The following is a 26,330-nucleotide window of genomic DNA, read 5'->3' as shown; positions in this document are numbered from 1 at the left end:
CTGAAGTTTCACTGATGCTTGGCTGGAGATAAGCGTGTGCTTTAGCAAACCCCAGGCCGCCTTCACCAGGTCTTTTGCGTAGCGTGTCCGATCGCGTCAAGGACGAAGCAAGCACGTTCCGTCACCCCGGTGCGGGGAAGGAGGACCGGTTCATAGCCATAGTCGGTGTAGGCCGCGACGCAGGCGTGGAAGGTCCGCTCCGCCTCCTCGGGAGTCTGACGACGGTCGTCGTCCCGCCGGTAGATCTCCGGCCAGTGCGGGGCGACGAACACCCGGCGGTCGTACCGGAACCGCTGCGCGGCGGCGTGCAGGTGCGGCGGTACGGGCGGCCGCATGAGCCGGAGATAGCCGATGACGTCGACAACGCCGCGATCGAAGAAGACCGGGGTGTTCCCGGCCGCCCCGTACTCCGTCGCGTGCCGGTAGGAGCGCAGGTCCCAGCCGAGCATGAGTTCGGCGAACAGCCCGGGGTCACGCCAGGGCAGCGCCTCGCCGCCGATGGCCACCTGATCCTGGATGATCGCGCGACCACCCTCCGGCGCGCACGCGAACCGCTCGCGGCGCAGTTGCTCGATCAGCGTCGTCTTCCCGGCTCCGGGCCCGCCGGTGACCACGACGAACCGGCTCTGCGACTGAACGGACATGCGAGATCCTCCTCGGTACGGGGAAATGCGGGAACACGCTCGGGGTGAGCGGGAGTTCGCCGGTGGCGCACTGCGGCGAGATGGGGAGAGGCGCGCGGCCGTAAGAGAAGTGGCGCGCGGAGGATGGCGCGCGAGGGGCGCGCGGGCGCTTCCAGGGTAGCGATCAAGCACGGGGAACCCTGGCGTGCCGGTCGAGCTCAGCCGCGCAGGCGGAACCAGGTCGTGGTGCCGTCGCGTTCGGCCTCGACACCCCATTCGGCGGCGAGCGCGGTCACGATGACGATGCCCCGGCCGTTCTCCGCGAACGCCTCGTCCCGCACGTGCGGCACCTCGCCGCCCGCGCCGTCGTCCGCGACGCAGACCTCCAGCACGTCGCCGTCCCGCGCGACCGTGATGCTGACGTGGCCGCCCCTGCCGGACTCGGTGTGCACGACCGCGTTGGTCACCAGCTCACTGGCGCACGACTCGGCGTCGTCGACGGCCGGGGGGTCCTCCCCCACCGGGTCCCGGACGGCCGGCCTCACCTTAGATGAGGCGGCCCGCGTCCTGATGCGCTCACCGTCGTCGCTGAGCCGCATCGAGAAGGGCCTGCACCACGTCCCGGTACGGGACCTGGAGTACATCCTCGGCAAGTACGCCGTCACCGACCCCGCCGTACGGGACCGCCTCTTCGACTGGTGCCGCAACGGCCGCAAGAAGGGCTGGTGGCAGCGCTACGCCACCGACCTCTCCCCCGAGATGATGGACTTCATCGGCCTAGAAGCCGACGCCACCTTCATCGGACTGTTCGAACTGATCCTGGTCCCTGGACTGCTTCAGACCGAGGCGTACGCCCGCGCCCTCATGGAGACAGGCCCGTTCGCGGACGATCCCGAGCGTGTCGATCGGCTCGTCGCCGTGCGAATGCGCCGCCAGGAACTGCTGCACGAAGCTGACCCACCCAGGCTGCGGACGATCCTGGACGAGGCCGCGCTGCGGCGTGAGGTCGGCGGCCGCAAGCTCATGCGAGCCCAACTCCAGATTCTGCTCGACATTTCGGTTCTACCTCATGTAACTATTCAGGTGATCCCGTTCAGTGCAGGCGCACACTTGGGCGTGGCCAGCGCATTTGGCGTCATGCACGTCGGCAGTCGCAGTGACCTTCAAGTCGCGACAGTCGACTCACTGACCGAGATGTCCTATCGAGAAGAGAACACCCAGGTCAGGGCTTATTCAGCAGCTTTCGAACACCTGCACGCGACCGCTCTCTCCGATCGCGACAGCCAAAAATTCATGCAGCGGGTACTGTCGGAACTATGACGATTGTCAGTCTCTCTAAGGCGTCTTGGCGTACCAGCAGCCACAGCGCAAACCAGGGCGGCACGTGCGTACAGGTGGCCGCCCTTTGGCGGACGAGCAGCCGCAGCGGAAACCAGGGCGGCGAAGTCGCCGTCGTGCGTCCTGGTCTCAGCGGGCGATAGGGATTTTTCGGACGGATCGCGCCAAGCAGTAGCCGGGTCGAGCGCTGTTGGCCTTCGGTGGGCGTACCGGATGCTCGGTGAAGCGGTCCGACCGGCCGCGCTCCGACCTGGTTCGCCACGTCTGCGCCAGAGCTTCGCCGAGCCTCTGGCCTGCGGCTGATCCGGCAGTGGATCATCGGATGCGGCCGGACCGCCGGCGGCCGCTTGATGCAGGATCGTCGTCCGCCGGGGCGCCTCTGGTCTTTCTGCGCCGTCTACTGGGAGTAGAAATATCTCCTCCCAGTAGACACTCCAGGAAATGCGCCCCTCGCAGGTGGGTCCGGTCCCTCCCGTTCGGCGGATTTCGGCCTGACTTCGTCCCTGACGCGCGACGATCCGGTGGATCAGGTGCACCTGGCCGACGGTGAACGGCTGACGCCCATCGCGGGGAACGGCGCCGGCGGGACTCGGCACCGCCTCATCCGTGGTGACGTCAATGTCTGTTTCCTGCCAGCATCGTGGCGCCGACGCTTCCTACGGTTGACGTGTGAAAACCGATATTGCCGACGGCGATCAGCACCACCGATTGCCCAGCCCTGTCGTCTGGTTCATGTCGCTTGCGGCTGCGCTCGGGACAGCGACGATCTACCCCTTGCAGCCGGCGATCGCCGAGGTGGCGAGCTCGTTGGACGCCTCGCTCGCCGCGGTCGGGGTAGCGCTTGCGTGCGGACCGATGGGGTACATGGTCGGACTCGGTCTGCTCGTCCCCCTGGTCGACCGATTTCCTCCGGGGCGGGTGCTGTCGGCGCAGGTCGGCGTCCTGGCGGCCGCCCTGTTCGTGAGTGCCGTCGTCGGCGATGTATGGGCGTTGGGCGCGGCGATCGGCGTGACCGGGGCCTGCTCGGCAGTCGGCGCGGGCCTCAGTTCGGTGGTCGGCCGGCTCGCGTCCCCGCATCGGCGAGCGGCGACGCTGGGGATCGTGACGGCCGGGATATCGGCGGGGATCCTCGCCGGCCGGATCGTCGGCGGCTGGCTCGCCGAGGTGATCGGCTGGCGTGGCATGCTCATGATGTTCGCTGCGGCCTGCGCGGCCGTCGCGGTGGGCTTGCTGCTGGTGGTCCCGGGCACCCGGGGAAGAGCCGAGCGTGGTTATCTCGCCACGCTGAGGTCGATTCCGGGCCTGTTCGTCCGGCATCCCGCGTTGCGGCTGGCCGCTGCCCGTGGTGCCCTGTGGTTCTTCGCGTTCTGTGCGCTGTGGGCCGGGCTGGCGGTGGCGCTCTCGAAGCCCCCTTACTCGTACTCGGCAGAACGTATCGGCATGTACGCGCTTGCCGGCCTCCTCGGCATTCTCGCCACCCGGATCTCGGGCATGTGCACCGATCGTGTGGGCGCGCGCCGCGTGATCCTCGTAGGCCTGGTGATCTCCGGAGCCGCGGCGGCGATCGTCGGGTTCGTCCTCCCGAGTGCCGCCGCGGCCTTGGCCTGTCTGGCGCTGTTCGACGCCGGGCTGTTCGCCGCACAAGTCGCGAATCAGAGCACCATCCTCGCGATCGACCCCGCGGCACCCGCGCGGTTCAACAGCGCCTACATGTTCGTCTACTTCGTCGGCGGAAGCCTCGGGACGGCATTCGGCGCCATGGCCGTCGAACGGTTCGGCTGGCCTGTGACAACGGCGATCATCTCGGCCGCCATCGCCATTGCCGCGGTGATCACGCTGGGCGGGAACGATCGCTCGGTTCGATCCACTTCCGCAGGTCGCGCTCAAGGCCATCTTGTCCGGAACTCTTAGCCCCGGTCCGATCAGGCGATAGCGGGCCTTCCCGGATGGTGTGCTCTTCCGAGCCGTACGACGACACGGCCGCCCTGGGTGTGAGGCGGTGCGCCGACCTCACACTTCGGTGCGCTGTCTCGTCGAATCGGTGACGGCAACTGCGACCGAGGGAGTCGGCGACACCATGAGCACCCAGTCCGAGTCGGGGCACGGTCGGCCCGATCCGGGCCTGAACGCGATCATGAGCGAGCGGCGGCAGCTGATCAATCTCGCGTACCGCCTGCTCGGCTCCCTGGCCGACGCCGAGGACGTCGTGCAAGAGACCTACACCCGCTGGTACGCCATGTCGCCGCAGCAACAGCAGGCCATCGAATCCCCCGGTGCCTGGCTGACGAAGGTCGCTGGTCGCATCTGCCTGGACCTGCTCGGCTCGGCACGCGCCAGGCGGGAGCGCTACGTGGGCGAATGGGTTCCCGAGCCGCTGCCCGAACCCACCGAGTGGATCAACGGGCGGTCGGACACCACGGGCGATCCGGCGGACCGGGTCACTCTCGACGAGTCGGTCAGCATGGCCTTTCTCGTCGTGCTCGAATCGATGACGCCGGCCGAGCGTGTCGCGTTCGTCCTGCACGACGTCTTCCGCTACTCCTTCGCCGAAGTGGCCGACATCGTCGGCCGTACGCCGGCGGCATGCCGCCAACTGGCCTCCTCGGCCCGCCGCCGCATTCGCGAATCGCAGGCTCCGGCGCCTTCCGCGAACCGGCAGGCCGGAATCGTCAGGGATTTCAAACAGGCATGGGAGGCCAAGGACCTGAACAGCCTCATCGGCCTCCTCGACCCCGACGCCACGGTGATCGCCGACGGCGGCGGCGTCGTCGCCGCCGCGCTCCGCCCGATCGAAGGCCGCGACCAGATCGCGCACTACGTCGTCGACCTCGCCGCCAGGGCACTCGCCAGCGTGACGCTCCTGGAGCGTACGGTCAACGGTCAGCCAGGTCTGGTGATCCAGCAGGACGGCGTCACCGTGACGGTGTTCGCGTTCGAGGTCGCCGACGACCGGGTCAAGCGCATCTGGGCGGTACGCAACCCCGACAAGCTCGGGCCCTGGACGACGGGCTGACGGGAGCCACGCTCGGCGGAAGCGGCTCTCCGGCCGCGCTTTCTGGCGGTTCGCCGCGCTCCTGCGTCGCTTCGCCGAGCGTTCCGCTCGGCCGTAGGCATGAGCGGCCGAATGCGGCCCGGCCCGGTCAGGCGCGTGGGTCGACATTCCAGGTGGTGGGAAGCTCCGTGTCGCAGAAGGCGCAGTGGTAGTCGTCGTCTCGGACGACGTTCCGCTCCGCGCAGGCCGGGCAGCGGCGGAAGACGACCGGGTGGGTGAAGGCGTCCGGGTGCTCGAGGCCGGCGCGGTCGAGAGCGTCGCGGACCACGGGCCAGGTCGTGACGTCCGGGCAGTAGCCGGTGGACTGGTTGCTGATCTCGTGCACGATCCAGCGGCCCTGGCGGTGGTGGAAGGACAACTCTCCGGCGCCCAGAACGGGCGCTCCGCCCGCACAGGCGACGTGCTCGCTTCGCCGTGGCGCCAGCCGCAGCGTCCCGGTCAGGTCGACGACAAAGGTGAAGGGCTCATCGAGTTCGGCGGCGTCTCGGCCGGTGAGCCAGGCGATGAGGTCGCCGGGAGAGCCGATCCCGTATCCCTCCTCGCCCGGCTTGACCGTCGAGAGCAGATCGACGGGACCGACGTATCGGTAGTGCCGCACGGTCACCCGATCAAGCTAACCGCTGCGCCGTCGGCGGGCGGCCGAGCGCGGGGCGGGTGAGGCCGGTTAAGGCGAGGGCGCGGGTGGAGGCTTCGAGGATGTCGCCGAGCGCCGTACGCGCCTGGGTGAGGTCGGCGATGCGGGAGTCCAGGTCGGCCATCTGGGTTCTGAGGTGGTCGAGCACGCACGCCTGGAGCTCGGTGCCGTCGCCGGCGAAACACGGCATGAGCTCGCGGATGACCCTGGTGGGGAGCCCGGCGGCGAGCAGCGCGCGGATGCGGGCGACGGTGGCGGGGGCCTCCGGACCGACCAGGCCCGGCCACGCCGACGAACTCCGGCGGTTGCTGATGGACCTGGTCGAGCCGTCCCGAGGGCACGAGGGCAGCCTTCAGTACCACCTCCACGAGCAGGAGGACGGCTTCATGGACGAACTGCCGGCCCACCTGAAAGGGGCGCCCGAGGCGTACTTCGGCGTGCTGAGAAGTCCCTATCCGACCGTTGGGGCCTGAGCGGAAAATCGGAGGACTTCGGGCGGAGCAGACCGCAAGATGCAGCCATGGACCGTCAGGAAATCAGCGCCATCGCCCACGGCGACCATCCCATCGCGGCTCCGATCTCGGACGAATCGGTGGGGGTCCTGCTCGATCGCGCTCTCCGGCGGAGCGACGAACGGGTCCTCGATCTCGGCTGCGGAGCGGGGACCTGGTTGATACGTGCGCTGGCCGACCGTCCCGGGCTGCGGGCGGTGGGCGTCGACACCGACGCCTCGGCGATCGCTCGCGCGGAGAAGGCCGCGACCGCCGCAGGAGTGTCCGACCGGGTCGTCTTCCACGCGATGGATGCCAAGGACTTCACCGCACCGAACCGATTCGATCTGGTGCTCAGCGTGGGCGCCGCCCATGCTTTCGGCGGGCTCCTGCCGACCCTCGACGCGGCCGCTGGTCATCTCGCGTCCGACGGCGGGCTGCTCGTCGGTGACGGCTTCTGGGAACGTCCGCCGGGCCGGGCGACTCTCGACGCCGGGTTCGAGGCCGAGGAGTACGACGATCTCGCCACGACCGTCGACCGGATCACGGACCGCGGGTGGGTGCCGATCTACGGGCACGTCAGCACACGGCAGGAGTGGGACGACTACGAATGGTCCTGGACCGGCACCCTGTCTCGCTGGGCTCTCGAACACCCCGAGCATCCGGACAGTGATCAGGCCCTCAGGGTCGCGGCCGAGCACCGTACCGACTGGCTGCACGGCTATCGCGGCACTTTCGGATTCCTCACCCTCTGCCTGCGCCGCGCGCATGACCGCTGAGCCGTTCGCAGGCTCCTGAGCGGCGTTGCCTGCCGCCGCCGCTGAAGGGGCCGGCGCGGTTCTCCGCGCCGGCCCCTTCGTACGCCGCTCGTCTCTGGCGGCCGCGGCGGCATGCCGGGCGGGGACCGGGCGACCCGCCCGGCGCAACTTCAGGCGGGTCGCCCGGGGGTTCACGGGGTGGCGTCGGGGTTCACGCCGACGACGATCGTGGCGAGCAGGCCGTGGGTGATCGGGCCCTTGCGGAGCGGGCGCAGGGTCAGGAGGCCGGCCGATCCGCCGCTCTGGTAGATGCCGTCCTCCTCCAGCTTCGTGCGCCGGGTGGTGTTGATGGCGTACGGCTGGAGCTCGCCGATCCGCTCGGTGACGTTCTCGTCGAAGAAGAACTGGCCGGTGTGGGCCACGTGGCCGCCGGTGTACTTCCGGCCGACGACCTTGCCGCCGATGTGGACCTTGGCGTGGATGTGGATCGCCCGGCCGATGTACCAGCCGGGGTACAGCGTGCGGAACTCCACGACGCCGTGCCGGTCGGTGAGCTGGACGCCCCGCAGGAAGGTGAGCTTGTCGGTCGGCTCGGCGTGCCCTCCACCGCCGCCCGGCGGCGGCGATCCGGGCGGCGGCGCGGTCGGCGTGCCGGTCGGCGGTGGCCCGCCGGGGCCGCCGCCGTTCGCGCCACCGACGCCCATGGCGGTGTATCCGGAGTACTCGCCGAGCGCGTCGCAGTGCCAGATGTCCAGCGCGGCCTTCGGGATGGGCGCGCAGGTGGCCGCGTTGACGACGGTGGCGCGCAGGATGACGGGCACGCCCTCCTTGCGCTCGGTGATGTCGCGGCGGAAGAGCTCGTAGTCGAGGTAGTACGGGCCCTCGGTCAGCTCCGGAACGAGTACGCACGCCGGGCTCGGGCCGCCTGGCGTGCGCGTGGTGGAGGCGCCGGCCGCCGCGCGGCCCAGCGCGACGACTCCGGCGGCGCCGAGACCCGCCCCGCCGAGGGCGGTGAGGGCCGCGCGGCGGTTCACGCCGCCGGCTTTCGGGGACTGCTCCTGCTGTTCGTGGTCGGTCATGCGCTCGCCCACCCTTGGTTGACATCGGCTATGACGATCAGTCGGCCCCCGCGTGGAGGACGCTAGGGGTCTCCCATGAGATTCGGATGAGAGCGGACTGAGAACCGTGAGATTTCCCGCCGCCGTCCGTCGATCCGGCGGAGTGTGGTTCGTATAGGGGGTGAGACACGGCAGCACCCCACGACCGAGGAGAGGACTCCGATGAAGCAGTACATCCTCACCGTCTACCAGCCCGACGGAGACCCGCCGCCCGCCGGCGAGCTGGAGAAGATCATGCAGAAGGTCGAGGCCTGGAACGAGGAGCTCAAGGCCGCCGACGCCTGGGTCTTCACAGGGGGGCTTCATCCCGCCGACACGGCTACGGTCGTACGGCTCCGGGACGGCGAGACGCTGACCACCGACGGCCCCTACACCGAGGGCAAGGAGCACATCGGCGGCTTCACGATCATTCGGGTGGCCGATCTGGACGCCGCCCTGAAGTGGGCGGCCGAGTTCACCCGCATCACGACGCTGCCCGTGGAGGTGCGGCCCATGCTGGACGGCGACTGACATGACCGCGCCCTCCGCCACCGCACGGGTCGAGCGGGTCTTCCGTGAGGAGTACGGCCGCGCGGTGGCCGTCCTGGTCCGTGTCTTCGGCGACATCGGCATCGCCGAGGAGGCGGTCCAGGACGCCTTCGCCGAGGCGCTGCGGCGCTGGCCGTCCGCCGGGCCGCCGCCGAGTCCGGCGGGATGGATCATCACCACCGCCCGCAACCGCGTGATCGACCGGCTGCGGCGGGAGGCCTCGCGCGCGGACCGGCACGCCCAGGCCGCCCTGCTGTACGCCGCCGACGAGCCGCCCGAGGAGGGTCCGGTGCGCGACGACCGGCTCCGTTTGATCTTCACCTGCTGCCATCCGGCACTGGCGCCGGCCGCGCGGGTCGCGCTGACGCTCCGGCTCCTGGGCGGCCTGACCACCGCGGAGATCGCCCGCGCGTTCCTGGTGCCCGAGCCGACGATGGCTCAGCGGCTCGTCCGGGCGAAGGGGAAGATCCGCGACGCCGGGATCCCGTACCGGATCCCCGACGAGGCGGACCTGCCCGACCGGCTGCGAGCCGTGCTGGCCGTCGTCTACCTGATCTTCAACGAGGGCTACGTGGCCGGCTCCGGTGATCGGCTGGTCCGGGAGGAGCTGTGCGCGGAGGCGATCCGCCTCGGCAGGCTCCTGGCCGAGCTGATGCCCGACGAGCCCGAGGTCGCGGGGCTGCTCGCGCTGATGCTCCTGCTGGAGTCGCGCAGGGCGGCCCGTACCGGGCCCGACGGGTCCCTGGTCCCGCTGCCCGGGCAGGACCGGAGCCTCTGGGACCGGGACCTGATCGCCGAGGGACAGGACCTCGTCCGCCGGTGTCTACGGCGTGATCGGCCGGGGCCGTACCAGATCCAGGCGGCGATCAACGCGGTGCACAGTGACGCGCCGGACGCCGCCGCCACGGACTGGGGGCAGATCCTGCGGCTGTACGACCTGCACCTCGCCCTCGACCCGAGCCCGGTCGTGGCGCTGAACCGCGCCGTCGCGGTGGCCGAGGTGGCGGGGCCCGAGGCGGCGCTCGCGCTCGTCGACGCTCTGGACCTCGACCGCCACCACGTGTACCACGCCGTGCGGGCCGATCTGCTGCGCCGCCTCGGCCGCACCATTGAGGCCGAGCCGGCGTACGAGGCGGCGATCGCCCGTACCGAGAACACCGTCGAGCGCGACTTCCTGCGCCTTCGCCTTCAGGCGCTCACCGGCGAGGGGCCGGAGGTCACAGCACCCGGCTGAGGAACGCCCGCGTCCGCGGGTTGGACGGGGCGTCCAGCACCTGCGCGGGCGGACCCGACTCGACGATCACACCGCCGTCCATGAACACGACCCGGTCGGCGACCTCCCGCGCGAACCCGACCTCGTGCGTCACCACCACCATCGTCAGGCCCTCCTCGGCCAGCGCCTTCATAGTGGCCAGGACCTCGCCGACCAGCTCGGGGTCCAGCGCACTGGTCGGCTCGTCGAACAGCATCAGCTTCGGCCGCATCGCCAGCGCACGGGCGATCGCGACCCGCTGCTGCTGCCCGCCCGACAACTGCCGCGGATACGCTCCGGCCCGGTCCTCCAGGCCGACCTTCCGCAGCAGTTCCAGCGCACGCTCCCGGGCCTGCGCGCGCGGCTCACCGCGTACGCCCGTCGGCGCCTCGATCACGTTCTGCAGGACCGTCAGGTGCGGGAACAGGTTGAACTGCTGGAACACCATGCCGATCTCACGGCGCTGCCGGGTGACCTCGCGCTTGCGCAGATGCCGCACCCGGCCGCCGTCCGCGCGGAACCCGATCAGCTCGCCGTCGACGTGGATGGACCCGCCGTCGATCGTCTCCAGGTGGTTGATGCACCGCAGGAACGTCGACTTGCCCGACCCGGACGGGCCCAGCACCACGACGACCTCTCCCGCGTGCACGTCCAGATCGATCCCCTTGAGCACCTCCAGGTGCCCGAACCGCTTGCGGACCTGCCAGGCCCGCACCATCGGCGGCGTATCGACCAACGGTTCTGCGGTCACGGGGCCTCCTTCGTCGGAGGGGCGATCGTGCGGACTGCGCTTTCGATTCCCTCGCTCCGCTCGGTCACGATGGCACCTCCGGAGTCGTCGGGGCCGCCTGGGCGCGGCGGCGCATGAGGACGAAGCTCCAGAAACCCTGCGGCGCGTTACGGGTGGCGCCGCGGGCGTAGTGCCGCTCGATGAACGACTGCCCCACGTACAGCACCGAGGTGATCACCAGGTACCAGAGGCAGGCGACGATCAGCAGCGGGATCGTCTGGAACGTCCGGTTGTAGATTGACTGAACGGTGTAGAGCAGGTCGGCCAGCGCGATCACGCTGACCAGCGACGTCGCCTTCAGCATGTTGATCACCTGGCTGCCCGTCGGCGGCACGATGAACCGCATCGCCTGCGGCAGGACGATCCGCCGCAGCGTCCGCGCGTCGCTCATGCCCAGCGCGTGCGCCGCCTCCATCTGCCCCGGGTCGACCGCCAGCAGCCCACCACGGATGATCTCCGCCATGTACGCCGCCTCGTTCAGCCCGAGGCCGAGGATCGCCGCCAGCAACGGCGTGATCAGATGATTCGTCGACCCGCTCGCGAACTCCGGCCCGAACGGCACCCCGACCGACACCCGCGGCAGCAGCGCCGACAGGTTGTACCAGAACACCAGTTGCACGAGCACCGGAATGCCGCGGAAGAACCAGACGTACGCCCCGCACGACGCCCGCAGCAGGGGGTTGTCCGACAGCCGCCCCACCGCCAGCAGCACCCCGCCCACGATGCCGACCGCCATCGCGATCACCGTGAGCTCCAGCGTCGTCACGATCCCCTGGCCGATGATCTGGGCGTTGAAGTAGCGCCCGACGACGTCCCACTCGAAGTTGTCGTTGGTCACCAGCAGGTGGACGAGCTGCGCCGCCAGCACCAGCAGGATCAGCGAGGCCACCCACCGCAACGGATGCCGGGTGCGCGCCGCGCCGGCGACATCGACCTGCGGGTCCGTGTCGCGGGAGGTCTTCTCCGTCACTGCCACGAACGGTTCACCCCTTCCTGGGCGCGAGGTTCACGCCGGGCTTGTCCAGGGAGTTCGCCGACAGACCCCACTTCGTCATGACCTTGCCGTACGTGCCGTTGGCGATGAGCTCCTTGAAAGCGTCCACCAGCACGTCACGCAGCGGCGACCCCTTGGCGACCACCGCCCCCTGGAACAGGTCGTCGAACCCGTTGGCCTTACCCGTCCCGGCCAGCTCCAGCGCGTTGCCCGCCTCCTTTACGAAGTAAGTCAACGGCGCCTGGGAGGAGAAGAACGCGTCCGCCCGGCCCGACCGCACCGCCAGGATCGACGTCGGCTGGTCCTTGTACGACTGGACCTGCACGGCCGGCTTCTTCTGCTGGACGCAGGTCTGCGCCTGCTTCTTGATCACGTCTTCGGCGGAGCCACCGGCCATCACCGAGATCTTCAGCCCGCACGTGTCGGCGATGGAGGAGATGTGCTTCGGGTTGCCCTTCGGCACCGCGAACACCACGAACTCCCGGACCCAGTCGACGAAGTCGTTCGCGGTCTCCCGCTCGGGGAAGTCACCGATCGGACCGATCGCGAAGTCGTACCGGCCCGCCTTGATCCCGCTGAGCTCGCTCGGCAGCCCGTCGACCGTCACATGCTCGATCTTCACGCCGATGAGCTGCGACAGCGCGGTCGCCATGTCGGCGGCGGCCCCGGTCAGCGACCTGCCGTCCGAACCGGCGATCTCGTACGGCGGGAACGAGCCGTTGTTCACCGAGATCAGCTTGCCCGCGGACTTCACCTTCGCCGGCAGGCGGTCGTTCAGCTTCTGGTTCAGGGTCTGCTTCAGATCGGCGGCGCCGACGCCCGACGCCTTGGACCCGCTGCCGCCCCCGTCGACCTCCGACGGGTTCTTGCCACAGCCGCTCACCACGAGGGCACCCGCGACGGCGAGCGCGGCGACGATCCGTTTCGACACGGTAATGCTCCTAACGAATTGACGGGTCGACGAAGAAACGCCGATTGGCGAGCACCGGCAGCTTGCGGCGGGCGGCCTCCAGCTCCTCGCGGTCGGCCTCGGCCCACAGCAGCCCCGGCCCATCGCCCAGGCGGCCGCGGACGATCCCGAGCGGGTCCACGACCATGCTCGCGCCGATGTTGCGGCGGCCGCACTCGCCGGACGCCGCGACGTAACAGGTGTTCTCCAGGGCACGGGCGGTCACCATGACCTCCCAGTGCCACTCCTTGGCCGGCCCGCGCACCCAGGCCGCCGGCAGCACCAGCAGCTCCGCACCCCGGTCGACCAGAAGCCGCGCCATCTCCGGAAATCTTACGTCGTAGCAGGTCATCAGGCCGACCTGCCATCCGGCGCAGTCGAACACCACCGGCTCGCCGTCGCCCGGGCGCACCCGATCCGACTCCCGGGCCCCGAAGGCGTCGTACAGGTGGACCTTGCGGTAGGTCGCCACGATCTCGCCGTCCCGGACGGCCACGAGCGTGTTGTGCACCTTCCCGCCGCCGGCCGGTTCGTGCATCCCCACCACGACCGTCGTGGCCGTGCCCGCGGTGTGCTCCCGCAGGCCGGTCAGGAACGGGCCGGTCAGCGGCTGGGCCGCGTCGACGATCCGCAGCGGCTCGTCGATGAACAGCGCCATGGCGTCCTCGGGCAGCACCAGCAGGTCCGCTCCCCCGCCGACGGCCTCGTCGATCAGCGCCTGGCAGGACTTGAGATTGCTCGTCCAGTCCTCGGCGACGGCGTACTGCCCGACAGCGATCCTCATGCGAACAACTCCTCGGCGTCGATCGGGTGCGGGGCGATGCCCTGCGCGTGCAGCTCCTCGCAGAACGCCGCGCTCATCGCGGCGTTGGCGGCCCTGCCGTACGGCATCCAGTCCGGGCCGAAGATCTCCGCGCTCGCCTCCAGCTCCGCCAGCAGCCACGGCGTGGTGTCGGTGAGCATGCGGCGCCGCTCCGTCCACAGCCGCTTCGACTCGGTGAACAGCTCCTCCAGGGCCGAAGGCAGCCACGGGTACCGGTCCACGACCGCCCGCTTGACCGCGAGGAGGTGGATGCCGGGCACGAACCCGGTCTGGCGGAAGTAGTCCAGCTCCGCGCCGCGGTGGTCGTCGTACAGATGACGGAACCGGCTGCCGGGGCCGAACAGCTCATCCGGCATGAACGGCGTGAAGATCGCGTCGAACCGCCCGTCGGCCAGGCCCTCCACCAGGGACTCGCCGTCACCGGCCACCTTGACGTTGGGCGGCAGCGGACGCGTGCCGACCCGGTCCTTGCCGGTCTCCCCCGCCACCAGCGGCCCGACCGTCCACGCGATGCCGCCCAGGTCGACTCCCGCCGAGCGCAGCAGCGCCCGCGTCCAGGTGTTCCCCGAGTCCGGCCAGCCGGTCAGCCCGATCCGGGCCTCGGCCAGGTCCTTGGGCGACGTCAGCTCGCTGTCGCGCCGCACCAGCACACACCGCTGCCGGAAACCGCGCATGACGAACACCGGAAGACCCAGCAGCCGGTCGTCACCGCCGCCGCGCCCCAGCGCGTACCGGCTGAACGACGTCTCGCCCCCGTCCAGTTCGGGCTCGGCGAGCACGTCCGGCGTCACCGCCCGTGACTCGATCTCCAGCTCGAAGTCTCGGGATCGCACTCGGCCGGTCACGAGTGGAACCAGATGATCCCAATCGCGCAGGGCCAGGCGAATCCGTGGAACCGACACAACGCTCCATTCGCTCGACATCCCTCGATGGCGACCGACAATATGTTCAGCGAAGAGCGAGTACAATACTCATTTTGTTATCGTACAAAGATTTATCGCAATGAAATCGATAGAACGGCAGGTGGGAGCCCATGCCCGAGCCCTCGATCGACGCCGCCTGGCTCGCCGAGCGCATCGGTGACCGCAGCGCCCGGGGCATCGCCTCGGCCATGACCGACCTCATCCGGCGCGGCGACATCCCCGCCGGCATCCGCCTGCCCACCGTCCGCGCGCTCGCCGCCGTCCTCGAGGTCAGCCCCGCGACGGTCGCCGACGCCTGGTCGACCCTCCGGCGGCACCGCGTCGTCAGCGCCCAGCGCCGCCGCGGCACCGTCGTCGTCGGGCCGCCCAGCGTGCCGCACCCGGTCCGCTACGAACGCATCGGCGACTTCGGCGGCCGTCCGGCGATCGACCTCGCGATCGCCGCGCCCGATCCCGCGCTGCTCCCCCCGCTGGAGAAGGCGCTCGCCGCCGCCGCCCACGCCGAACGCCTCAACGACTACGCCCGCGAGACCATCACCCCGCGCCTGCGCCGCGCGGTCGAGCCGACCTGGCCGTTCCCCGCCGAAGGGTGGCTCGTCGCCGGCGGCGGCTACGAAGGCGTGCAACTGGTGTGCCAGACCGCCGCCCTGCCCGGCGACCGCATCGCCGTCGAGGACCCCACGGGCGCGCGGCTGCTCGACATCCTCGAAGCCCTGGGAGCCGACGTGATCCCCGTCGCCTGCGACCGGGAGGGCCCGATCCCCGCCTCCCTCGCCGAGGCCCTGGCCACCAACCCCGCGGCGTTCGTCTACCAGCCGCGCGCGCACACCCCGTGCGGCCACTCCCTCAGCCGGGAACGCGCGGCCGCGCTCGCCGCGCTCCTCGCCCCCACCAGCACCCTGGCCGTCGAGGACGACGGTCTCGGCGAGGCGGCGGCCACGCCACCGGTGAGCGTCGGCGAGCACCTGCCCGCGCAGACGGTCCTCGTCCGGTCCTACTCCAAGTCCCACGGCCCCGACCTGCGCATCGCCGTGCTCGGCGGAGCCGGCGACACGATCGAACGGGTCCGCGTCCTGCGCAGCTTCGGCACCGGATGGACCAGCCGCATCCTGCAGGACGCCCTGGCCCATCTGCTCGAGGACCCCGGTTCCCGTGCCGCCGTCGACCACGCCCGTACCGTGTACGCGCGGCGGCGCGAGGGCCTCGCCGCCGCGCTCATCGCTCGCGGGATCCCCACCGCGAACGAGGACGGGCTGATGCTGTGGGTGCCGGTCGCCGACGAGTCCGCCGCCCTCGTCACGCTCGCCGCGCACGGCGTCGCGGCCGTGCCGGGCAGCCGCTACCAGGTGCGCCCGTCCGCGCCGCACCTTCGCGTCGCCACCGGCCAGCTCACCGACGATCCGGTCCGGCAGACCGAGATCGCCGACCTCATCGCCCGCGCCGCGGCGTCCCCCGGCGGCTTCGACGCCCATGTCTGACGGGCCCGTCGCCGCGGAGCCCGGCCGAAGTCGCACACGACCATGTGGCGCTGCGGCTAAGGTGGGCGACCGTGCGCCTCGTCATCGCCCGGTGCAGTGTCGACTACGCCGGCAAGCTCACCGCCCACCTGCCCATGGCCCCGCGGCTCATCCTGATGAAAGCCGACGGCAGCGTCTCCATCCACGCGGACGACCGCGCGTTCAAGCCGCTGAACTGGATGAACCCGCCGTGCACCGTCAAGGAGGAAGAGGGCCGCTGGACGGTCACGCACGGCAAGTCCGGTGAGCAGCTGATCCTGACGATCGAGGAGATCCTGCACGACTCCAGCCACGAGCTGGGCATCGATCCGGGCCTGCAGAAGGACGGCGTGGAGGCCCACCTGCAGGAGCTGCTGGCCGAGCACATCACGACGCTGGGCGAGGGCTGGAAGCTGATCCGCCGGGAGTACCCCACGGCGATCGGGCCGGTCGACATCCTGTGCCGGGACGACATGAGCGCGACGGTGGCCGTCGAGATCAAGCGGCGCGGCGAGATCGACGGCGTCGAGCAGCTCACCCGCTACCTGGAACTGCTGAACCGTGATCCGCTGCTCGCGCCGGTCCGCGGGATCTTCGCCGCGCAGGAGATCAAGCCGCAGGCGCGGGTGCTCGCCACCGACCGCGGCATCGACTGCGTCACCCTCGACTACGACGCGCTGCGGGGCATCGAGCGGGACGGCACGCTCTTCTAGATACCTGACAGAAGATGGCAGCCTTCACCGCCATGCTGGTTCCATGAGCAAGCGAGCAGAGGGAACGTTCGTCCTCGACACCTGGGACGCCGAGAAGCCATATGACGAGCGGGACGGGGCCACGTGCACGCGGGTGCACGTCGAGAAGACGTTCAGCGGGGGCCTCACCGGCGCCAGCACCGCCGAGCTGACCACCGTCGGCACCGAGGCCGGGCCCGCCGCGTACGTGGGGATCGAGCGGTTCGAGGGCACGCTCGACGGCCGCACGGGCGCCTTCCTCCTCCAGCACAACGCGGGCGCCGAGCACGGCAAGCCGTGGCTGACCTGGAAGATCGTGGAGACGAGCGGCACCGGCGACCTCAAGGGCATCAGGGGCGAGGGCCAGATCGTCATCACCGAGGACGGCGGGCACTCCTACTCGCTCGACTACGAGCTCGGCTGATCCGCCGCGTCAGCGTTTGTCGCGCTGGCCCTCGGCGAGCGCGCGGGTGAGCCGGTCCGCGCCGCCCCGCCGCTGTATCCGGGCGAACAGGCCGGGGGCCAGGCCGCCCAGCACCACCCCGAAGCGAACGGACGGCGGGGCGACGTCGACCTCCGCGCGGTCCCGCTCGATGGCGCGGGTCACCGCGCGGGCGACGTCGCCGGGCGTGTTGGTGCCCAGGCCCGGCGGCAGGCTCACCCCGGAGTCGGCGAACATCCCGGCGTCCCGGATGAACCCCGGATAGATCGCGGAGACGCCGACGCCGGCCGGCCGCAGGTCCTCGCGGAGGCCGAGGGCGAGCCCGCGCAGCCCGAACTTGGTGGCGTTGTACAGCGCGGTGCCGCCCGCCGCGACCTTGCCCGCGATCGACGACACGAAGACCACGTGACCGCGCCCGCGCGCGGTCATCTGCTCGGCCGCCAGGCGGGCCATGACGATCGGCACGCGCAGGTTGACGTTCACCGCGCGGTCGATCTCCTCGAGCGTGAAGTCGGTGAGCGGCCCGCTCGCGGGCAGCCCGGCGTTGGCGACGAGGATGTCGACCGGGCCGGCCTGCTCCAGGACGCGTACGGCGCCGTCGCGGTCGGAGAGGTCGGCGACGAGCGTCCGGGCGCCGAGCTCGGCGGCGAGGGATTCGAGCACGTCGGCGCGGCGGCCGGTGAGCACCAGCGACGCACCGCGCGCCGCCAGCTCCCGTGCGACGGCCTGGCCGATGCCCCCGGTCGCCCCCGTCACGAGGGCGGTCGCGTCAGCGATCCTCATACCGGCATCCTCACATGTCAGGCCGCGTCGGCAAGGCCCGCCGCGCAACGGGTCCGCGCTTCGTCGATCATGCGGTACCGCACGCCGTACCGGAGCGTGCGCATGAGGGCGTGGCCGGCCACCCGGGTGGCGGGCGAGAGGGGCGGCCGCCCGCCGAGCAGGGCCAGCGCCCACTCCGGCAGCAGGTCGGTGGCGACCCGGGCGAGGAGCGCGCTGGAGATCCGGGTGGCCGGGGTCGGCCCCTTCGGCCGGCGCAGGAACGCGACGGCCTGCAGCACCTCCTCGCTGACGGTCAGGCGAGGACGCGTCGCGGCGAAGTAGTCCTCCGCCTCGGCGACGGGCGTCGAGCCGTACGTCATGCCGAGCACGAACGACGCCGTGAAGCCGAGCCGCTTGATCGGGTCCCGCAGGTAGTCGGAGAAGCGGTTGGTGCCGTGGGTCACCGGCTCGTTCAGCGTGCCGAGGATCAGCCCGGAGACCCCGCCCAGGACGGCCGAGACGTCGCCGTGGACGTGCCAGATCGCCGAGTCCGGCCCGAACAGGCCCGGGTCGCCGGGCGGCCCGGTGTACTGCTCGCCCGGCAGGTGCGCGGCGGCCATCATCGCCCAGAACGCCTCGTCGATGGACGTCCGCGGATCGAACCGGCTCATCCGTCCTCCGATGCTCGGTGGTACGGCGACCACCGTACGCGATCTGCGACAGGATGCAATATCTGTCTCACGTTTCGTACCTGGCGAGACCGGTACCCTGCGAGGCATGCCGCAGGCCACCACCGACGTCCGGGAGCGGGTCGTCAACGCCGCCGAGCGCTGTTTCGCGCGGTACGGCGTCGCCAAGACGACCGTCGAGGACATCGCGGCGGCCGCGGGCCTGTCCCGGGCGACCGTCTACCGCAGCTTCGCCGGCGGGCGGGACGAGGTGATCCTCGAGGTCCTCCTCCGTGACCTGCGCCGCTTCCTGGACCGGCTGGCCGGGCGGCTCGGCGCGCAGAGTTCGGTGCCCGACGGCATCGTCGAGGGCGTGATCGACGCCGTCGCGTTCGTGCGCGGCGAGCCGCGGGTGGCGGCCCTCCTCACCCCCGAGGCCGCCGGCCACACCCAGACGGCCGTGGCCGGGGCCGCCCAGAGCGTGCTGCGCCTGTGCGCCGACCGCGTCCGGCCGTACTTCGCGGCCGCCCAGCGGGAGGGTCTGCTGCGCGCGGACATCACGGTGGAGGGCGCGGTGGAGTTCCTTTTCCGGATCATCTCCTCGATGATCGTCCTCCCCGGCGACGGCGATCCTCGAGACTTCCTGCGCACCTATGTCGTCCCCGCCCTCACAGAGAGCGATTGATCGATGTCCAACGTAAGCGCGGTGCGGACCGCCGTGCGGCCCAGCCCCGCGTTCCTGTTCGTCCTCGGCCTGTTCGCCCTGTCCGGCCTGGCGGTCTGGCGGTACGGCATGAGCCCGGAGCGGACCGCCCGGCTGTTCCTGTTCCTGTTCGTGGTCAGCGGCTGGATCGTGTCGCTGTGCCTGCACGAGTTCGGGCACGCCTTCTTCGCCTGGCGGTCCGGCGACCGGAGCGTCGCGACCAAGGGCTACCTGACGCTGAACCCCCTCAAGTACGGCGACATCACGCTGAGCTTCCTGCTGCCGGTGCTGTTCGTGCTGCTCGGCGGGATCGGTCTGCCGGGCGGCGCCGTCTACATCGACCGGGGGGCGATCCGCGGGAGGATCCGGCACAGCCTGATCTCGGCGGCCGGCCCGATCGCCAACCTCGTCTTCGCGATCGTCCTCGGCGTCGTCATCACCAACCTGGCGAAGGACCCGGCGCACCTGCTGTTCTGGACGGGGATGGCGTTCCTCGCGTTCCTGCAGGTCACCGCGGCCGTGCTCAACCTGCTTCCGGTGCCCGGCCTGGACGGCTTCGGCATCGTCGAGCCGTACCTGCCGCGTACCTGGGTCGCGCAGGCCAACAAGATCGGCGGGTACGCCTTCATGGCGCTGCTCGCCCTGCTGTGGATCCCGGCCGTCAACGAGCAGTTCTTCTCCCTCGTCTACCACCTCACCGACCTGTTCGGGATCGACCAGGACCTCGTCGCCGTCGGCCACGGGCTCTTCCGGTTCTGGCAGAGCGTCGACTTCGGCGGCTGAGCCCCGCCGGCCTCCCGTGTCCACCGTTCGGTGGACACGGGAATGACCGGACCGCCGATCCCGGACCGGCCGGATCGCCGCGACGCTGGAGGCATGAACGACACGGCGGTGCGGGTGCGCGACCTGCGCAAGCGATACGGCGACGTCGACGCGGTGAACGGCGTCGACCTCGACATCTTCCGGGGTGAGGTCTTCGCCCTCCTCGGCCCGAACGGGGCCGGCAAGAGCACGACGGTGGAGATCCTCGAAGGGCACCGGCGGCGGACCGGCGGTGAGGTGTCGGTGCTGGGAACCGATCCCGGCAAGCCGACTCGGCAGTGGCGCGCCCGCCTGGGGATCGTGCTCCAGACCTCGAACGAGCAGCCGGAGCTGAGCGTTCGCGAGATCGTCCGGCACTTCGCGGGCTACTACCCGCGGCCCCGGGACGTCGACGAGGTGATCGAGGCGGTCGGGCTGACCGACAAGGCGGGGGCCCGCCTCGCGCACCTGTCCGGCGGCCAGCGGCGGCGGGTCGACGTGGCGCTCGGCATCATCGGCGACCCCGAACTCCTCTTCCTCGACGAGCCGACGACCGGGTTCGACCCGGACGCGCGGCGGCGGTTCTGGCGGCTGATCGAGGGGCTGGCGCACGGCGGCACGACGATCCTGCTCACCACCCACTACCTGGACGAGGCCGAGGCGCTCGCCGACCGGGTCGGCGTCATCGCCGGCGGCCGCGTCGTCGAGGTCGGCTCGCCGATGGAGCTCGGCGGCCGGGCGACCGCCGCGGCGCGGGTGGGCTGGCTCGGGCCGGAGGGCCGGCAGGCGATCGAGACCGACTCCCCCACGCAGGTGGTGGCCGAGCTGAGCCAGAAGTTCGACGGCGAGGTGCCGGAGCTGACCGTCACCCGCCCCACGCTCGAGGACGTCTACCTCACCATGATCGGAGAAGCCCGATGACCGCCGTCGCGATGCCCTCGCCCGTACGGATCGGGCTGTCCCGCGGGTCGCTGGAACTGAAGGCGTTCTTCCGCGAACGGGAGGCCGTCGTCTTCTCCCTGGGCATGCCGGTCATCCTGCTCCTGATCTTCGGCACGATCTTCAAGGGCGAGGTCGGCCACACGGGCGTGGACTTCCGGCAGTACTTCGCGGCCGGGATCATCGCCAGCGGCATCATGTCGACGACGTTCGTCAGCCTGGGCGTGGCGATCGCGCAGGAGCGCGACGACGGCACCCTCAAGCGGCTGTACGGCACGCCGATGCCGAAGGCGGCCTACTTCATCGGCAAGACGATCGCGGCGCTGGTCCTGTCGGCGCTGGAGACCGTCCTTCTGTTCGCGCTGGGACACCTGCTGTTCGGGCTGAAGCCGCCGAGCACGCCCGAGCGCTGGCTGACCTTCGCCTGGGTGTTCGTCGGCGGGGTGACCGTCTGCACGCTGCTCGGCATCGCGATCAGCAGCGTGCCTCGTTCGGGCCGCAGCGCGGCGGCCGTGCTGAACGTGCCGTACCTGGTCCTGCAGTTCATCTCGGGCGTGTACTTCACCTTCGGCGACCTGCCCTCCGGCGTCCGGCAGGCCGGCGCGCTGTTCCCGCTGAAGTGGATCAGCCAGGGGCTGCGGTCCGCGCTGCTGCCGGACACGCTGCTGGCGGCCGAGCCGGCGCACGCCTGGGAGCACGGGCGCACCGCACTGGTGCTGGCGGCCTGGGGTGTCGCAGGCTTGGTCCTGTGCCTGACGACATTCCGCTGGAAGCGCCGCCGCGACGGATGAAGACCGACGACGCGTGGGACTGGGGACTGGGCCGCTGGGAGACGTACTTCGGCCTGGTCCTCGTCTCGACCATCATGTACGTCCTGAACGACCACCCGACGGGCATCGGTCTGGTCGCGACGGGGATCCTGCTCGTCACGGTGCCGTGGTACGTCCTGTTCGGCCGTCGTTTTCTCGGACGTGACACGTCCGCCCGGGGGGCGTACGCGTACGTCGGCGGGCTCATCGTGCTGTGCGGCGCGGCGGCGCTGACGGCCCCGGAGAGCTCGCTCGTGCTGTTCGCTGCCTGCCCGCAGTGCTTCATGCTGGTGCGCTGGCGGGAGAGCGTGGCCGCGCTCGTGCTCCTCAACGCGGTCCCGGCCGTCCGGTTCTTCCGTGGCAGCGCCGACACGGGAACGGTCGTGTCGTTCCTGGTCTGGACCGTCGTGGTGATCGGGTTCTCCGCCTTCTTCGGCCTCTGGATCGAGCGGATCATCGCGCAGAGCACGGAGCGCCGCGAGCTGATCGCCCAGTTGGAGACGACACGGGCGGAACTGGCCGAGGTGAGCCGGGAGGCCGGCGTCATGGCCGAGCGGGAGCGGATGGCCGGGGAGATCCACGACACGCTCGCCCAGGGCTTCACGAGCATCCTGATGCTGCTGCAGGCGGCCGACGCGTACGTCGGGCGCGACCCGGAGGCGGCGCGGCGGCAGCTCGGCCTCGCGGCGCGCACCGCGCGCGAGAACCTCGCCGAGGCCCGCGCCCTGGTCGCCGCCCAGCCGCCCGCGCCGCTCGGCGGCTCCTCCCTGGACGAGGCCGTCGCTCGCCTGACCGGGCGGATGCGCGAGGAACTGGGCGTCACGGCGGACTACACGCTCACCGGCGAGCCGCGACGGCTGACCGCCGGGGCTGAGGTGGTGCTGCTGCGGGTCGCCCAGGAGGGCCTGGCCAACGTCCGTAAGCACGCGAAGGCCGACCTGGTCGAGGTGCGCCTGGCGTACGCCCCGGAGTCGGTGCGCCTGGAGATCCGCGACGACGGCGTAGGGTTCGGTCCCGACGCGGCGCGCGGCTTCGGTCTGCACGGCATGCGCGAGCGGGTCGGCCAGGTCGGCGGCGCGTTCGACGTGCGCAGCGAGCCGGGGGCCGGAACGACCGTCACGGTGGAGGTACCTGCGTGATCAAGGTATTGCTCGTCGACGACCACCCGGTCGTCCGCGAGGGGCTGCGCGGCATGCTGTCGGCGGAGGACGACCTGACGGTCGTGGCCGAGGCCGGCGGCGCCGCCGAGGCGGTCACGGCCGTCCGCGCGCACGAGCCGGACGTCGTGCTGATGGACCTGCGCATGCCGGGCGGCGACGGCGTCGAGGCGACCTCGCGCGTGCTCGCGCAGCGCCCCCAGACCCGGGTCGTGGTGCTGACGACGTACGACACCGACGCCGACATCCTCCGCGCGGTCGAGGCGGGCGCCGCCGGCTACCTGCTCAAGGACGCCTCGCGGCACGACCTCGCGCAGGCGGTACGCGCGGCGGCGCGCGGCGAGACGGTCCTGGCCCCCTCGGTGGCGGCCAAACTGGTGTCCCGGATGCGCTCGCCGGTCGAGCTGTCACGCCGGGAGATCGACGTGCTGCGGCTGGTCGCCCGGGGCCGTACGAACGCGGAGATCGGCCGGGAACTGCTGATCAGCGAGGCGACGGTCAAGACGCACCTGCTACGGGCGTTCGGCAAGCTGGGGGTCTCCGACCGGACCGCCGCCGTCACCGCGGCGATCGAACGCGGCATACTCCCCGCCCCCGGTCGGTAACGGGTAACTTACTGGACTACAGCTACCTCGTTGGGACCAAGGTGACGCCATGACCGCGACCGCGAGTGAAAAGACCGCCGAGACGTTCCGCTCCCTGAACCCGGCGACCGGCGAGGTCGTCGGTGAGCACCCGATCCACGACGAGGCCGCGGTGAACGCCGCGATCGAGCGCGCCCGCGTCGCCGCGGTGTGGTGGGCCGGCCTCGGCTGGAAGGAGCGCCGGGTCCGGCTGCTCAACATCAAGGGCGCCCTGACCCGGTCGCTGCACCGCATGGCGACCCTGATCCACCAGGAGACCGGCAAGCCGGTGGCCGACGCCCAGCTCGAGACGGTCCTGGCGATCACGCACCTGGACTGGGCCGCGCGCCACGCCCAGAAGGTCCTGGGCCCGCGCAGCGTGTTCCCCGGCCTCGTCTCCATCAACCAGAAGTGCGTCCTGGAGTACCAGCCGCTCGGCGTCGTCGGCGTGATCGGCCCGTGGAACTACCCGCTGTTCACGCCCGTCGGCTCGCTCGCGTACGCCCTGGCGGCCGGCAACGCGGTCGTGTTCAAGCCCTCGGAGTACACGCCGGGCGTCGGCCTGCTGCTCGCCGAGATCATCTCCGAGGTCATCCCGGAGGAGCCGGTGTTCCAGGTCGTGACCGGCCTCGGTGACACCGGCGCCGCGCTCGCCCGCGGCGCGGTCGACAAGATCGCCTTCACCGGGTCGGCGCCGACCGCCCGCAAGGTGATGGCGGCGTGCGCCGAACGCCTCACCCCCATCGTCGCCGAGTGCGGCGGCAAAGACGCGTTCATCGTGGCCGCCGACGCCGACCTCGACCAGGCCGCCGAGGCCGCCCTGTGGGGCGCGATGTCGAACGCGGGCCAGACCTGCGTCGGCGTCGAGCGGGTGTACGTCGTCGACGGCGTCTACGACGACTTCGTCGCCAAGCTGACCGAGCAGGCGCGGGCGCTGCGGCCCGGCGAGGACCGCACCGCCGCGTACGGCCCGATCACGATGCCGAGCCAGCTCGACGTCATCAAGCGGCACGTCGACGACGCCCTCGCCCGGGGCGGCCGCGCGCTCGTCGGCGGCGCGGACGCGGTGAAGGAGCCGTACGTCGAGCCGGTCGTGCTGGTCGACGTGCCGGACGACTCCGCCGCGGTCCAGGAGGAGACGTTCGGCCCGACCATCACCGTGCACCGGGTCAAGAGCGTGGACGAGGCCGTCCAGCGCGCCAACGCCACGTCGTACGGCCTGGCCGGCGCGATCTTCTCCCGCAGCCGCTCGACGGCCATGGAGGCGGCCCGGAGGCTGCGCAGCGGCATGACCTCGGTCAACGCGGTGATCGCCTTCGCGGCCGTCCCGGCGCTGCCGTTCGGCGGGGTGGGCGACTCCGGCTTCGGCCGCATCCACGGGGCCGACGGGCTGCGGGAGTTCGCCCGCGCCAAGGCCATCACCCGCCAGCGCTTCGCCGCGCCGATGAACCTCACGTCGTTCAAGCGCACCGACAAGGACATGGCCAAGCTGCTGCAGCTCGTCAGCCTGCTGCACGGCAAGCACTACCGCTGACGCCGGATGGCCGGCGGCGCCTCACCGGCCGTGCCCGCCCCCCCCCGACCACCGGCTCACCAGTCGTGCATGCCGCCGTCGGCCAGCCGTGCGACCGGCAGGTACTTCGGGTCGTACGGGTGCCGCCGCGCGGCCTCCTCGTCGAACTCGACGCCGAGCCCCGGCCGGTCCGACGGCCACAGCATGCCGTTCTCATAGCGGTAGCCCCAGTCGAAGACCTCGCCGGCCGGGTCCCGGTGGCCCATGTACTCCTGGATCCCGAAGTTCGGGATCGCCAGGTCGAGGTGGAGGCCCGCCGCCAGGCCGATCGGTGAGATGTCGCCGGGGCCGTGCGAGCCGGACCGCACGCCGTACAGGTCGGCGAGATCCATGATCCGGCGCACGTGGGAGATGCCGCCCGCGTGCGTCACGGACGTGCGGATGTAGTCGATGAGCCGCTCGGTGATCAACTGCTGGCAGTCCCAGATCGTGTTGAACACCTCGCCCACCGCCAGTGGCGTGACCGTGTGCGAGCGGATCAGGCGGAACGCCGTCTGGTCCTCGGCGGGCGTCGCGTCCTCGATCCAGAACATCCGGTACGGCTCCAGCGCCGCGCCGAGCCGCGCGGCCTCGATCGGGGTCAGCCGGTGGTGCACGTCGTGCAGCAGGTGGAAGCCGTATCCGAACTCGTCGCGGACCCGCTTCATCAGGGTGGGGATGAAGTCGAGGTACGCGGCGGTGTTCCAGACCTCCTCCGTGGGCAGCGCGCCGGACGCCGGCTCGTACAGGTGCGGGCCGGTGTGCACCCCGTACGTCGAGTCCATCCCGGGGATCTTCGCCTGCACGCGCACGGCGGTGTAGCCGAGTTCGCGGTGGCGCGCGACGTCGGCGAGGAGGTCGTCGACGTCCGCGCCGCTCGCGTGCCCGTAGACGGTCACCGCCTCCCGGGCGCGGCCGCCGAGCAGCTCGTACACCGGCAGCCCCGCGACCTTGCCCTTGATGTCCCACAGCGCCTGGTCGACCGCCGAGATCGCCGTCATCGTCACCGGCCCGCGCCGCCAGTACGCGCCCCGGTAGAGGTACTGCCACGTGTCGCCGATCCGGGCGGCGTCCCGGCCGGCCAGCAGCGGCAGGACGTGCTCCCGGAGATACGCGTCGACGGCGAGTTCGCGCCCGTTCAGCGTCGCGTCGCCGTAGCCGACGACGCCGTCGTCGGTCGTCAGCTTGAGCGTGACGTAGTTGCGGCCGGGAGCGGTGACGATGACCTCGGCGTCCCTGATCTTCATGCGTCCTCCGGGAGCGGATCGGTGAGGTTCTTAGACGCGCCGCGGTGGCTTAGGCGGCCCCGGGCGGCGGGCGGGCGGACTTAGTCCCGGGCGGCGACCGGGATGAGGCATTGTTCCGATGCCCCGC

At 71.1% G+C, this 26,330-nt stretch carries 30 protein-coding genes; 17 read left to right on the top strand and 13 right to left on the bottom strand.

The window, feature by feature from the left end:
- Positions 1-62: 62 nt before the first annotated feature.
- Together AB0L00_RS05445 and AB0L00_RS05440 are read right to left on the bottom strand one after the other, a co-directional pair.
- Positions 63-644 (bottom strand): AAA family ATPase, encoded by a 582-nt coding sequence (locus AB0L00_RS05445; protein WP_364428675.1) that lies wholly within the window; start codon positions 642-644, stop codon positions 63-65.
- Between the two features lie 197 nt (positions 645-841).
- Positions 842-1,222 (bottom strand): ATP-binding protein, encoded by a 381-nt coding sequence (locus AB0L00_RS05440; protein WP_364428672.1) that lies wholly within the window; start codon positions 1,220-1,222, stop codon positions 842-844.
- Here AB0L00_RS05440 and AB0L00_RS05435 point away from each other — a divergent pair.
- From AB0L00_RS05435 to sigJ, 3 genes are all read left to right on the top strand, one after another.
- A complete protein-coding gene (locus AB0L00_RS05435) occupies positions 1,194-1,943 on the top strand; it encodes a DUF5753 domain-containing protein (RefSeq protein ID WP_364428669.1) in 750 nt (249 codons plus the stop codon). The genes AB0L00_RS05440 and AB0L00_RS05435 overlap by 29 nt on opposite strands.
- A gap of 687 nt (positions 1,944-2,630) precedes the next feature.
- A complete protein-coding gene (locus AB0L00_RS05430) occupies positions 2,631-3,872 on the top strand; it encodes an MFS transporter (RefSeq protein ID WP_364428666.1) in 1,242 nt (413 codons plus the stop codon).
- Between the two features lie 166 nt (positions 3,873-4,038).
- Positions 4,039-4,974: an RNA polymerase sigma factor SigJ gene (gene sigJ / locus AB0L00_RS05425; RefSeq protein WP_364428663.1), complete on the top strand. Its 936-nt coding sequence runs from the start codon at positions 4,039-4,041 to the stop codon at positions 4,972-4,974.
- A gap of 127 nt (positions 4,975-5,101) precedes the next feature.
- Here the strand turns inward: sigJ and AB0L00_RS05420 are convergent, their stop codons facing one another.
- Together AB0L00_RS05420 and AB0L00_RS05415 are read right to left on the bottom strand one after the other, a co-directional pair.
- The gene (locus AB0L00_RS05420) at positions 5,102-5,617 is read right to left on the bottom strand and encodes a hypothetical protein (protein WP_345359911.1); all 516 of its coding nucleotides are present in this window, start codon (positions 5,615-5,617) and stop codon (positions 5,102-5,104) included.
- 4 nt (positions 5,618-5,621) lie between these two features.
- Positions 5,622-5,849 carry a hypothetical protein gene (locus AB0L00_RS05415; RefSeq protein WP_364429022.1) on the bottom strand — a complete coding sequence of 76 codons (228 nt, stop codon included), beginning with the start codon at positions 5,847-5,849 and terminating at the stop codon, positions 5,622-5,624.
- Here AB0L00_RS05415 and AB0L00_RS05410 point away from each other — a divergent pair.
- Both AB0L00_RS05410 and AB0L00_RS05405 read left to right on the top strand, forming a co-directional pair.
- Entirely contained in the window at positions 5,848-6,120 is a 273-nt protein-coding gene (locus AB0L00_RS05410; protein WP_364428660.1) for an antibiotic biosynthesis monooxygenase, read from the top strand. The two genes, AB0L00_RS05415 and AB0L00_RS05410, sit on opposite strands and share 2 nt — an antisense overlap.
- Positions 6,121-6,167: 47 nt before the next feature.
- Positions 6,168-6,917, top strand: coding sequence for a class I SAM-dependent methyltransferase (locus tag AB0L00_RS05405; protein WP_364428657.1), 750 nt, complete (start codon positions 6,168-6,170; stop codon positions 6,915-6,917).
- 170 nt (positions 6,918-7,087) lie between these two features.
- On the opposite strand, the gene AB0L00_RS05400 is transcribed toward AB0L00_RS05405, so the two are convergent.
- Positions 7,088-7,975 (bottom strand): intradiol ring-cleavage dioxygenase, encoded by an 888-nt coding sequence (locus AB0L00_RS05400; protein ID WP_364428654.1) that lies wholly within the window; start codon positions 7,973-7,975, stop codon positions 7,088-7,090.
- Between the two features lie 201 nt (positions 7,976-8,176).
- Here AB0L00_RS05400 and AB0L00_RS05395 point away from each other — a divergent pair, with 201 nt between their 5' ends.
- Complete coding sequence (locus tag AB0L00_RS05395) at positions 8,177-8,524, top strand: YciI family protein (protein ID WP_364428651.1); 348 nt, start codon at positions 8,177-8,179, stop codon at positions 8,522-8,524.
- Between the two features lies 1 nt (position 8,525).
- On the top strand, positions 8,526-9,776 hold the full coding sequence (locus AB0L00_RS05390; RefSeq protein ID WP_364428648.1) for a sigma-70 family RNA polymerase sigma factor: 1,251 nt from the start codon (positions 8,526-8,528) through the stop codon (positions 9,774-9,776).
- On the opposite strand, the gene AB0L00_RS05385 is transcribed toward AB0L00_RS05390, so the two are convergent.
- The 5 genes from AB0L00_RS05385 to AB0L00_RS05365 all read right to left on the bottom strand — a co-directional run bounded on the left by AB0L00_RS05385 (position 9,760) and on the right by AB0L00_RS05365 (position 14,195).
- Positions 9,760-10,512 carry an amino acid ABC transporter ATP-binding protein gene (locus AB0L00_RS05385; RefSeq protein WP_364429019.1) on the bottom strand — a complete coding sequence of 251 codons (753 nt, stop codon included), beginning with the start codon at positions 10,510-10,512 and terminating at the stop codon, positions 9,760-9,762. The two genes, AB0L00_RS05390 and AB0L00_RS05385, sit on opposite strands and share 17 nt — an antisense overlap.
- A 97-nt stretch (positions 10,513-10,609) precedes the next feature.
- Positions 10,610-11,560: an amino acid ABC transporter permease gene (locus AB0L00_RS05380; protein ID WP_364428645.1), complete on the bottom strand. Its 951-nt coding sequence runs from the start codon at positions 11,558-11,560 to the stop codon at positions 10,610-10,612.
- Between the two features lie 7 nt (positions 11,561-11,567).
- Positions 11,568-12,509, bottom strand: coding sequence for an ABC transporter substrate-binding protein (locus tag AB0L00_RS05375; RefSeq protein ID WP_364428642.1), 942 nt, complete (start codon positions 12,507-12,509; stop codon positions 11,568-11,570).
- 10 nt (positions 12,510-12,519) lie between these two features.
- On the bottom strand, positions 12,520-13,311 hold the full coding sequence (locus AB0L00_RS05370) for a nitrilase-related carbon-nitrogen hydrolase (protein WP_364428640.1): 792 nt from the start codon (positions 13,309-13,311) through the stop codon (positions 12,520-12,522).
- Positions 13,308-14,195, bottom strand: a complete 888-nt coding sequence (locus AB0L00_RS05365) for a hypothetical protein (RefSeq protein ID WP_364428637.1) — start codon at positions 14,193-14,195, stop codon at positions 13,308-13,310. The genes AB0L00_RS05370 and AB0L00_RS05365 overlap by 4 nt, the downstream gene beginning before the upstream one ends.
- Positions 14,196-14,383: 188 nt before the next feature.
- Between AB0L00_RS05365 and AB0L00_RS05360 the strand changes: the two genes are divergently transcribed.
- From AB0L00_RS05360 to AB0L00_RS05350, 3 genes are all read left to right on the top strand, one after another.
- Positions 14,384-15,751: an aminotransferase class I/II-fold pyridoxal phosphate-dependent enzyme gene (locus tag AB0L00_RS05360; protein WP_364428634.1), complete on the top strand. Its 1,368-nt coding sequence runs from the start codon at positions 14,384-14,386 to the stop codon at positions 15,749-15,751.
- Between the two features lie 71 nt (positions 15,752-15,822).
- Entirely contained in the window at positions 15,823-16,482 is a 660-nt protein-coding gene (gene nucS / locus AB0L00_RS05355; RefSeq protein ID WP_345359947.1) for an endonuclease NucS, read from the top strand.
- A gap of 43 nt (positions 16,483-16,525) precedes the next feature.
- On the top strand, positions 16,526-16,924 hold the full coding sequence (locus tag AB0L00_RS05350) for a DUF3224 domain-containing protein (RefSeq protein ID WP_364428631.1): 399 nt from the start codon (positions 16,526-16,528) through the stop codon (positions 16,922-16,924).
- A gap of 9 nt (positions 16,925-16,933) precedes the next feature.
- Here AB0L00_RS05350 and AB0L00_RS05345 read toward each other — a convergent pair whose 3' ends face one another.
- Positions 16,934-17,725 carry an SDR family NAD(P)-dependent oxidoreductase gene (locus AB0L00_RS05345; protein WP_364428628.1) on the bottom strand — a complete coding sequence of 264 codons (792 nt, stop codon included), beginning with the start codon at positions 17,723-17,725 and terminating at the stop codon, positions 16,934-16,936.
- A 17-nt stretch (positions 17,726-17,742) separates the two neighbouring features.
- Positions 17,743-18,375 carry an oxygenase MpaB family protein gene (locus tag AB0L00_RS05340; RefSeq protein WP_364428625.1) on the bottom strand — a complete coding sequence of 211 codons (633 nt, stop codon included), beginning with the start codon at positions 18,373-18,375 and terminating at the stop codon, positions 17,743-17,745.
- A gap of 106 nt (positions 18,376-18,481) precedes the next feature.
- On the opposite strand from AB0L00_RS05340, the gene AB0L00_RS05335 reads away from it, so the two are divergent.
- The 7 genes from AB0L00_RS05335 to AB0L00_RS05305 all read left to right on the top strand — a co-directional run bounded on the left by AB0L00_RS05335 (position 18,482) and on the right by AB0L00_RS05305 (position 24,938).
- Positions 18,482-19,057 carry a TetR/AcrR family transcriptional regulator gene (locus tag AB0L00_RS05335; RefSeq protein ID WP_345359959.1) on the top strand — a complete coding sequence of 192 codons (576 nt, stop codon included), beginning with the start codon at positions 18,482-18,484 and terminating at the stop codon, positions 19,055-19,057.
- Between the two features lie 3 nt (positions 19,058-19,060).
- Complete coding sequence (locus tag AB0L00_RS05330; RefSeq protein WP_364428622.1) at positions 19,061-19,858, top strand: site-2 protease family protein; 798 nt, start codon at positions 19,061-19,063, stop codon at positions 19,856-19,858.
- A 93-nt stretch (positions 19,859-19,951) separates the two neighbouring features.
- Positions 19,952-20,797, top strand: a complete 846-nt coding sequence (locus AB0L00_RS05325) for an ABC transporter ATP-binding protein (protein WP_364428620.1) — start codon at positions 19,952-19,954, stop codon at positions 20,795-20,797.
- A complete protein-coding gene (locus AB0L00_RS05320) occupies positions 20,794-21,606 on the top strand; it encodes an ABC transporter permease (protein ID WP_364428617.1) in 813 nt (270 codons plus the stop codon). The genes AB0L00_RS05325 and AB0L00_RS05320 overlap by 4 nt, the downstream gene beginning before the upstream one ends.
- Complete coding sequence (locus tag AB0L00_RS05315; protein ID WP_364428614.1) at positions 21,564-22,763, top strand: sensor histidine kinase; 1,200 nt, start codon at positions 21,564-21,566, stop codon at positions 22,761-22,763. The genes AB0L00_RS05320 and AB0L00_RS05315 overlap by 43 nt, the downstream gene beginning before the upstream one ends.
- Positions 22,760-23,386: a response regulator transcription factor gene (locus AB0L00_RS05310; RefSeq protein WP_364428611.1), complete on the top strand. Its 627-nt coding sequence runs from the start codon at positions 22,760-22,762 to the stop codon at positions 23,384-23,386. Before AB0L00_RS05315 ends, AB0L00_RS05310 begins: the two co-directional genes overlap by 4 nt.
- A gap of 49 nt (positions 23,387-23,435) precedes the next feature.
- The gene (locus tag AB0L00_RS05305) at positions 23,436-24,938 is read left to right on the top strand and encodes an aldehyde dehydrogenase family protein (protein WP_364428608.1); all 1,503 of its coding nucleotides are present in this window, start codon (positions 23,436-23,438) and stop codon (positions 24,936-24,938) included.
- Between the two features lie 56 nt (positions 24,939-24,994).
- On the opposite strand, the gene manD is transcribed toward AB0L00_RS05305, so the two are convergent.
- On the bottom strand, positions 24,995-26,203 hold the full coding sequence (gene manD / locus AB0L00_RS05300) for a D-mannonate dehydratase ManD (RefSeq protein WP_364428606.1): 1,209 nt from the start codon (positions 26,201-26,203) through the stop codon (positions 24,995-24,997).
- Positions 26,204-26,330 lie beyond the last annotated feature (127 nt).

Origin of the sequence: Actinoallomurus sp. NPDC052308, assembly GCF_040679195.1 — a bacterium.
GTDB lineage: Bacteria > Actinomycetota > Actinomycetes > Streptosporangiales > Streptosporangiaceae > Actinoallomurus > Actinoallomurus liliacearum.
The sequence above is the reverse complement of the archived record's forward strand: the minus strand, read 5'-3'. Positions and strand labels throughout refer to the sequence as shown.

What these genes read in the sequence shown, in the direction of transcription:
- AB0L00_RS05385 (WP_364429019.1), bottom strand. Translation starts at nt 10,512, where the DNA reads ATGGTGCGGGCCTGGCAGGTCCGCAAGCGGTTCGGGCACCTGGAGGTG.
- AB0L00_RS05335 (WP_345359959.1), top strand. Translation starts at nt 18,482, where the DNA reads ATGCCGCAGGCCACCACCGACGTCCGGGAGCGGGTCGTCAACGCCGCC.
- AB0L00_RS05400 (WP_364428654.1), bottom strand. Translation starts at nt 7,975, where the DNA reads ATGACCGACCACGAACAGCAGGAGCAGTCCCCGAAAGCCGGCGGCGTG.
- AB0L00_RS05410 (WP_364428660.1), top strand. Translation starts at nt 5,848, where the DNA reads ATGACCCTGGTGGGGAGCCCGGCGGCGAGCAGCGCGCGGATGCGGGCG.
- AB0L00_RS05330 (WP_364428622.1), top strand. Translation starts at nt 19,061, where the DNA reads ATGTCCAACGTAAGCGCGGTGCGGACCGCCGTGCGGCCCAGCCCCGCG.
- AB0L00_RS05340 (WP_364428625.1), bottom strand. Translation starts at nt 18,375, where the DNA reads ATGAGCCGGTTCGATCCGCGGACGTCCATCGACGAGGCGTTCTGGGCG.
- AB0L00_RS05435 (WP_364428669.1), top strand. Translation starts at nt 1,194, where the DNA reads ATGCGCTCACCGTCGTCGCTGAGCCGCATCGAGAAGGGCCTGCACCAC.
- AB0L00_RS05345 (WP_364428628.1), bottom strand. Translation starts at nt 17,725, where the DNA reads ATGAGGATCGCTGACGCGACCGCCCTCGTGACGGGGGCGACCGGGGGC.
- manD (WP_364428606.1), bottom strand. Translation starts at nt 26,203, where the DNA reads ATGAAGATCAGGGACGCCGAGGTCATCGTCACCGCTCCCGGCCGCAAC.
- AB0L00_RS05445 (WP_364428675.1), bottom strand. Translation starts at nt 644, where the DNA reads ATGTCCGTTCAGTCGCAGAGCCGGTTCGTCGTGGTCACCGGCGGGCCC.
- AB0L00_RS05405 (WP_364428657.1), top strand. Translation starts at nt 6,168, where the DNA reads ATGGACCGTCAGGAAATCAGCGCCATCGCCCACGGCGACCATCCCATC.
- sigJ (WP_364428663.1), top strand. Translation starts at nt 4,039, where the DNA reads ATGAGCACCCAGTCCGAGTCGGGGCACGGTCGGCCCGATCCGGGCCTG.
- AB0L00_RS05325 (WP_364428620.1), top strand. Translation starts at nt 19,952, where the DNA reads ATGAACGACACGGCGGTGCGGGTGCGCGACCTGCGCAAGCGATACGGC.
- AB0L00_RS05350 (WP_364428631.1), top strand. Translation starts at nt 16,526, where the DNA reads ATGAGCAAGCGAGCAGAGGGAACGTTCGTCCTCGACACCTGGGACGCC.
- AB0L00_RS05305 (WP_364428608.1), top strand. Translation starts at nt 23,436, where the DNA reads ATGACCGCGACCGCGAGTGAAAAGACCGCCGAGACGTTCCGCTCCCTG.
- AB0L00_RS05390 (WP_364428648.1), top strand. Translation starts at nt 8,526, where the DNA reads ATGACCGCGCCCTCCGCCACCGCACGGGTCGAGCGGGTCTTCCGTGAG.
- AB0L00_RS05395 (WP_364428651.1), top strand. Translation starts at nt 8,177, where the DNA reads ATGAAGCAGTACATCCTCACCGTCTACCAGCCCGACGGAGACCCGCCG.
- AB0L00_RS05360 (WP_364428634.1), top strand. Translation starts at nt 14,384, where the DNA reads ATGCCCGAGCCCTCGATCGACGCCGCCTGGCTCGCCGAGCGCATCGGT.
- AB0L00_RS05370 (WP_364428640.1), bottom strand. Translation starts at nt 13,311, where the DNA reads ATGAGGATCGCTGTCGGGCAGTACGCCGTCGCCGAGGACTGGACGAGC.
- AB0L00_RS05440 (WP_364428672.1), bottom strand. Translation starts at nt 1,222, where the DNA reads ATGCGGCTCAGCGACGACGGTGAGCGCATCAGGACGCGGGCCGCCTCA.
- AB0L00_RS05320 (WP_364428617.1), top strand. Translation starts at nt 20,794, where the DNA reads ATGACCGCCGTCGCGATGCCCTCGCCCGTACGGATCGGGCTGTCCCGC.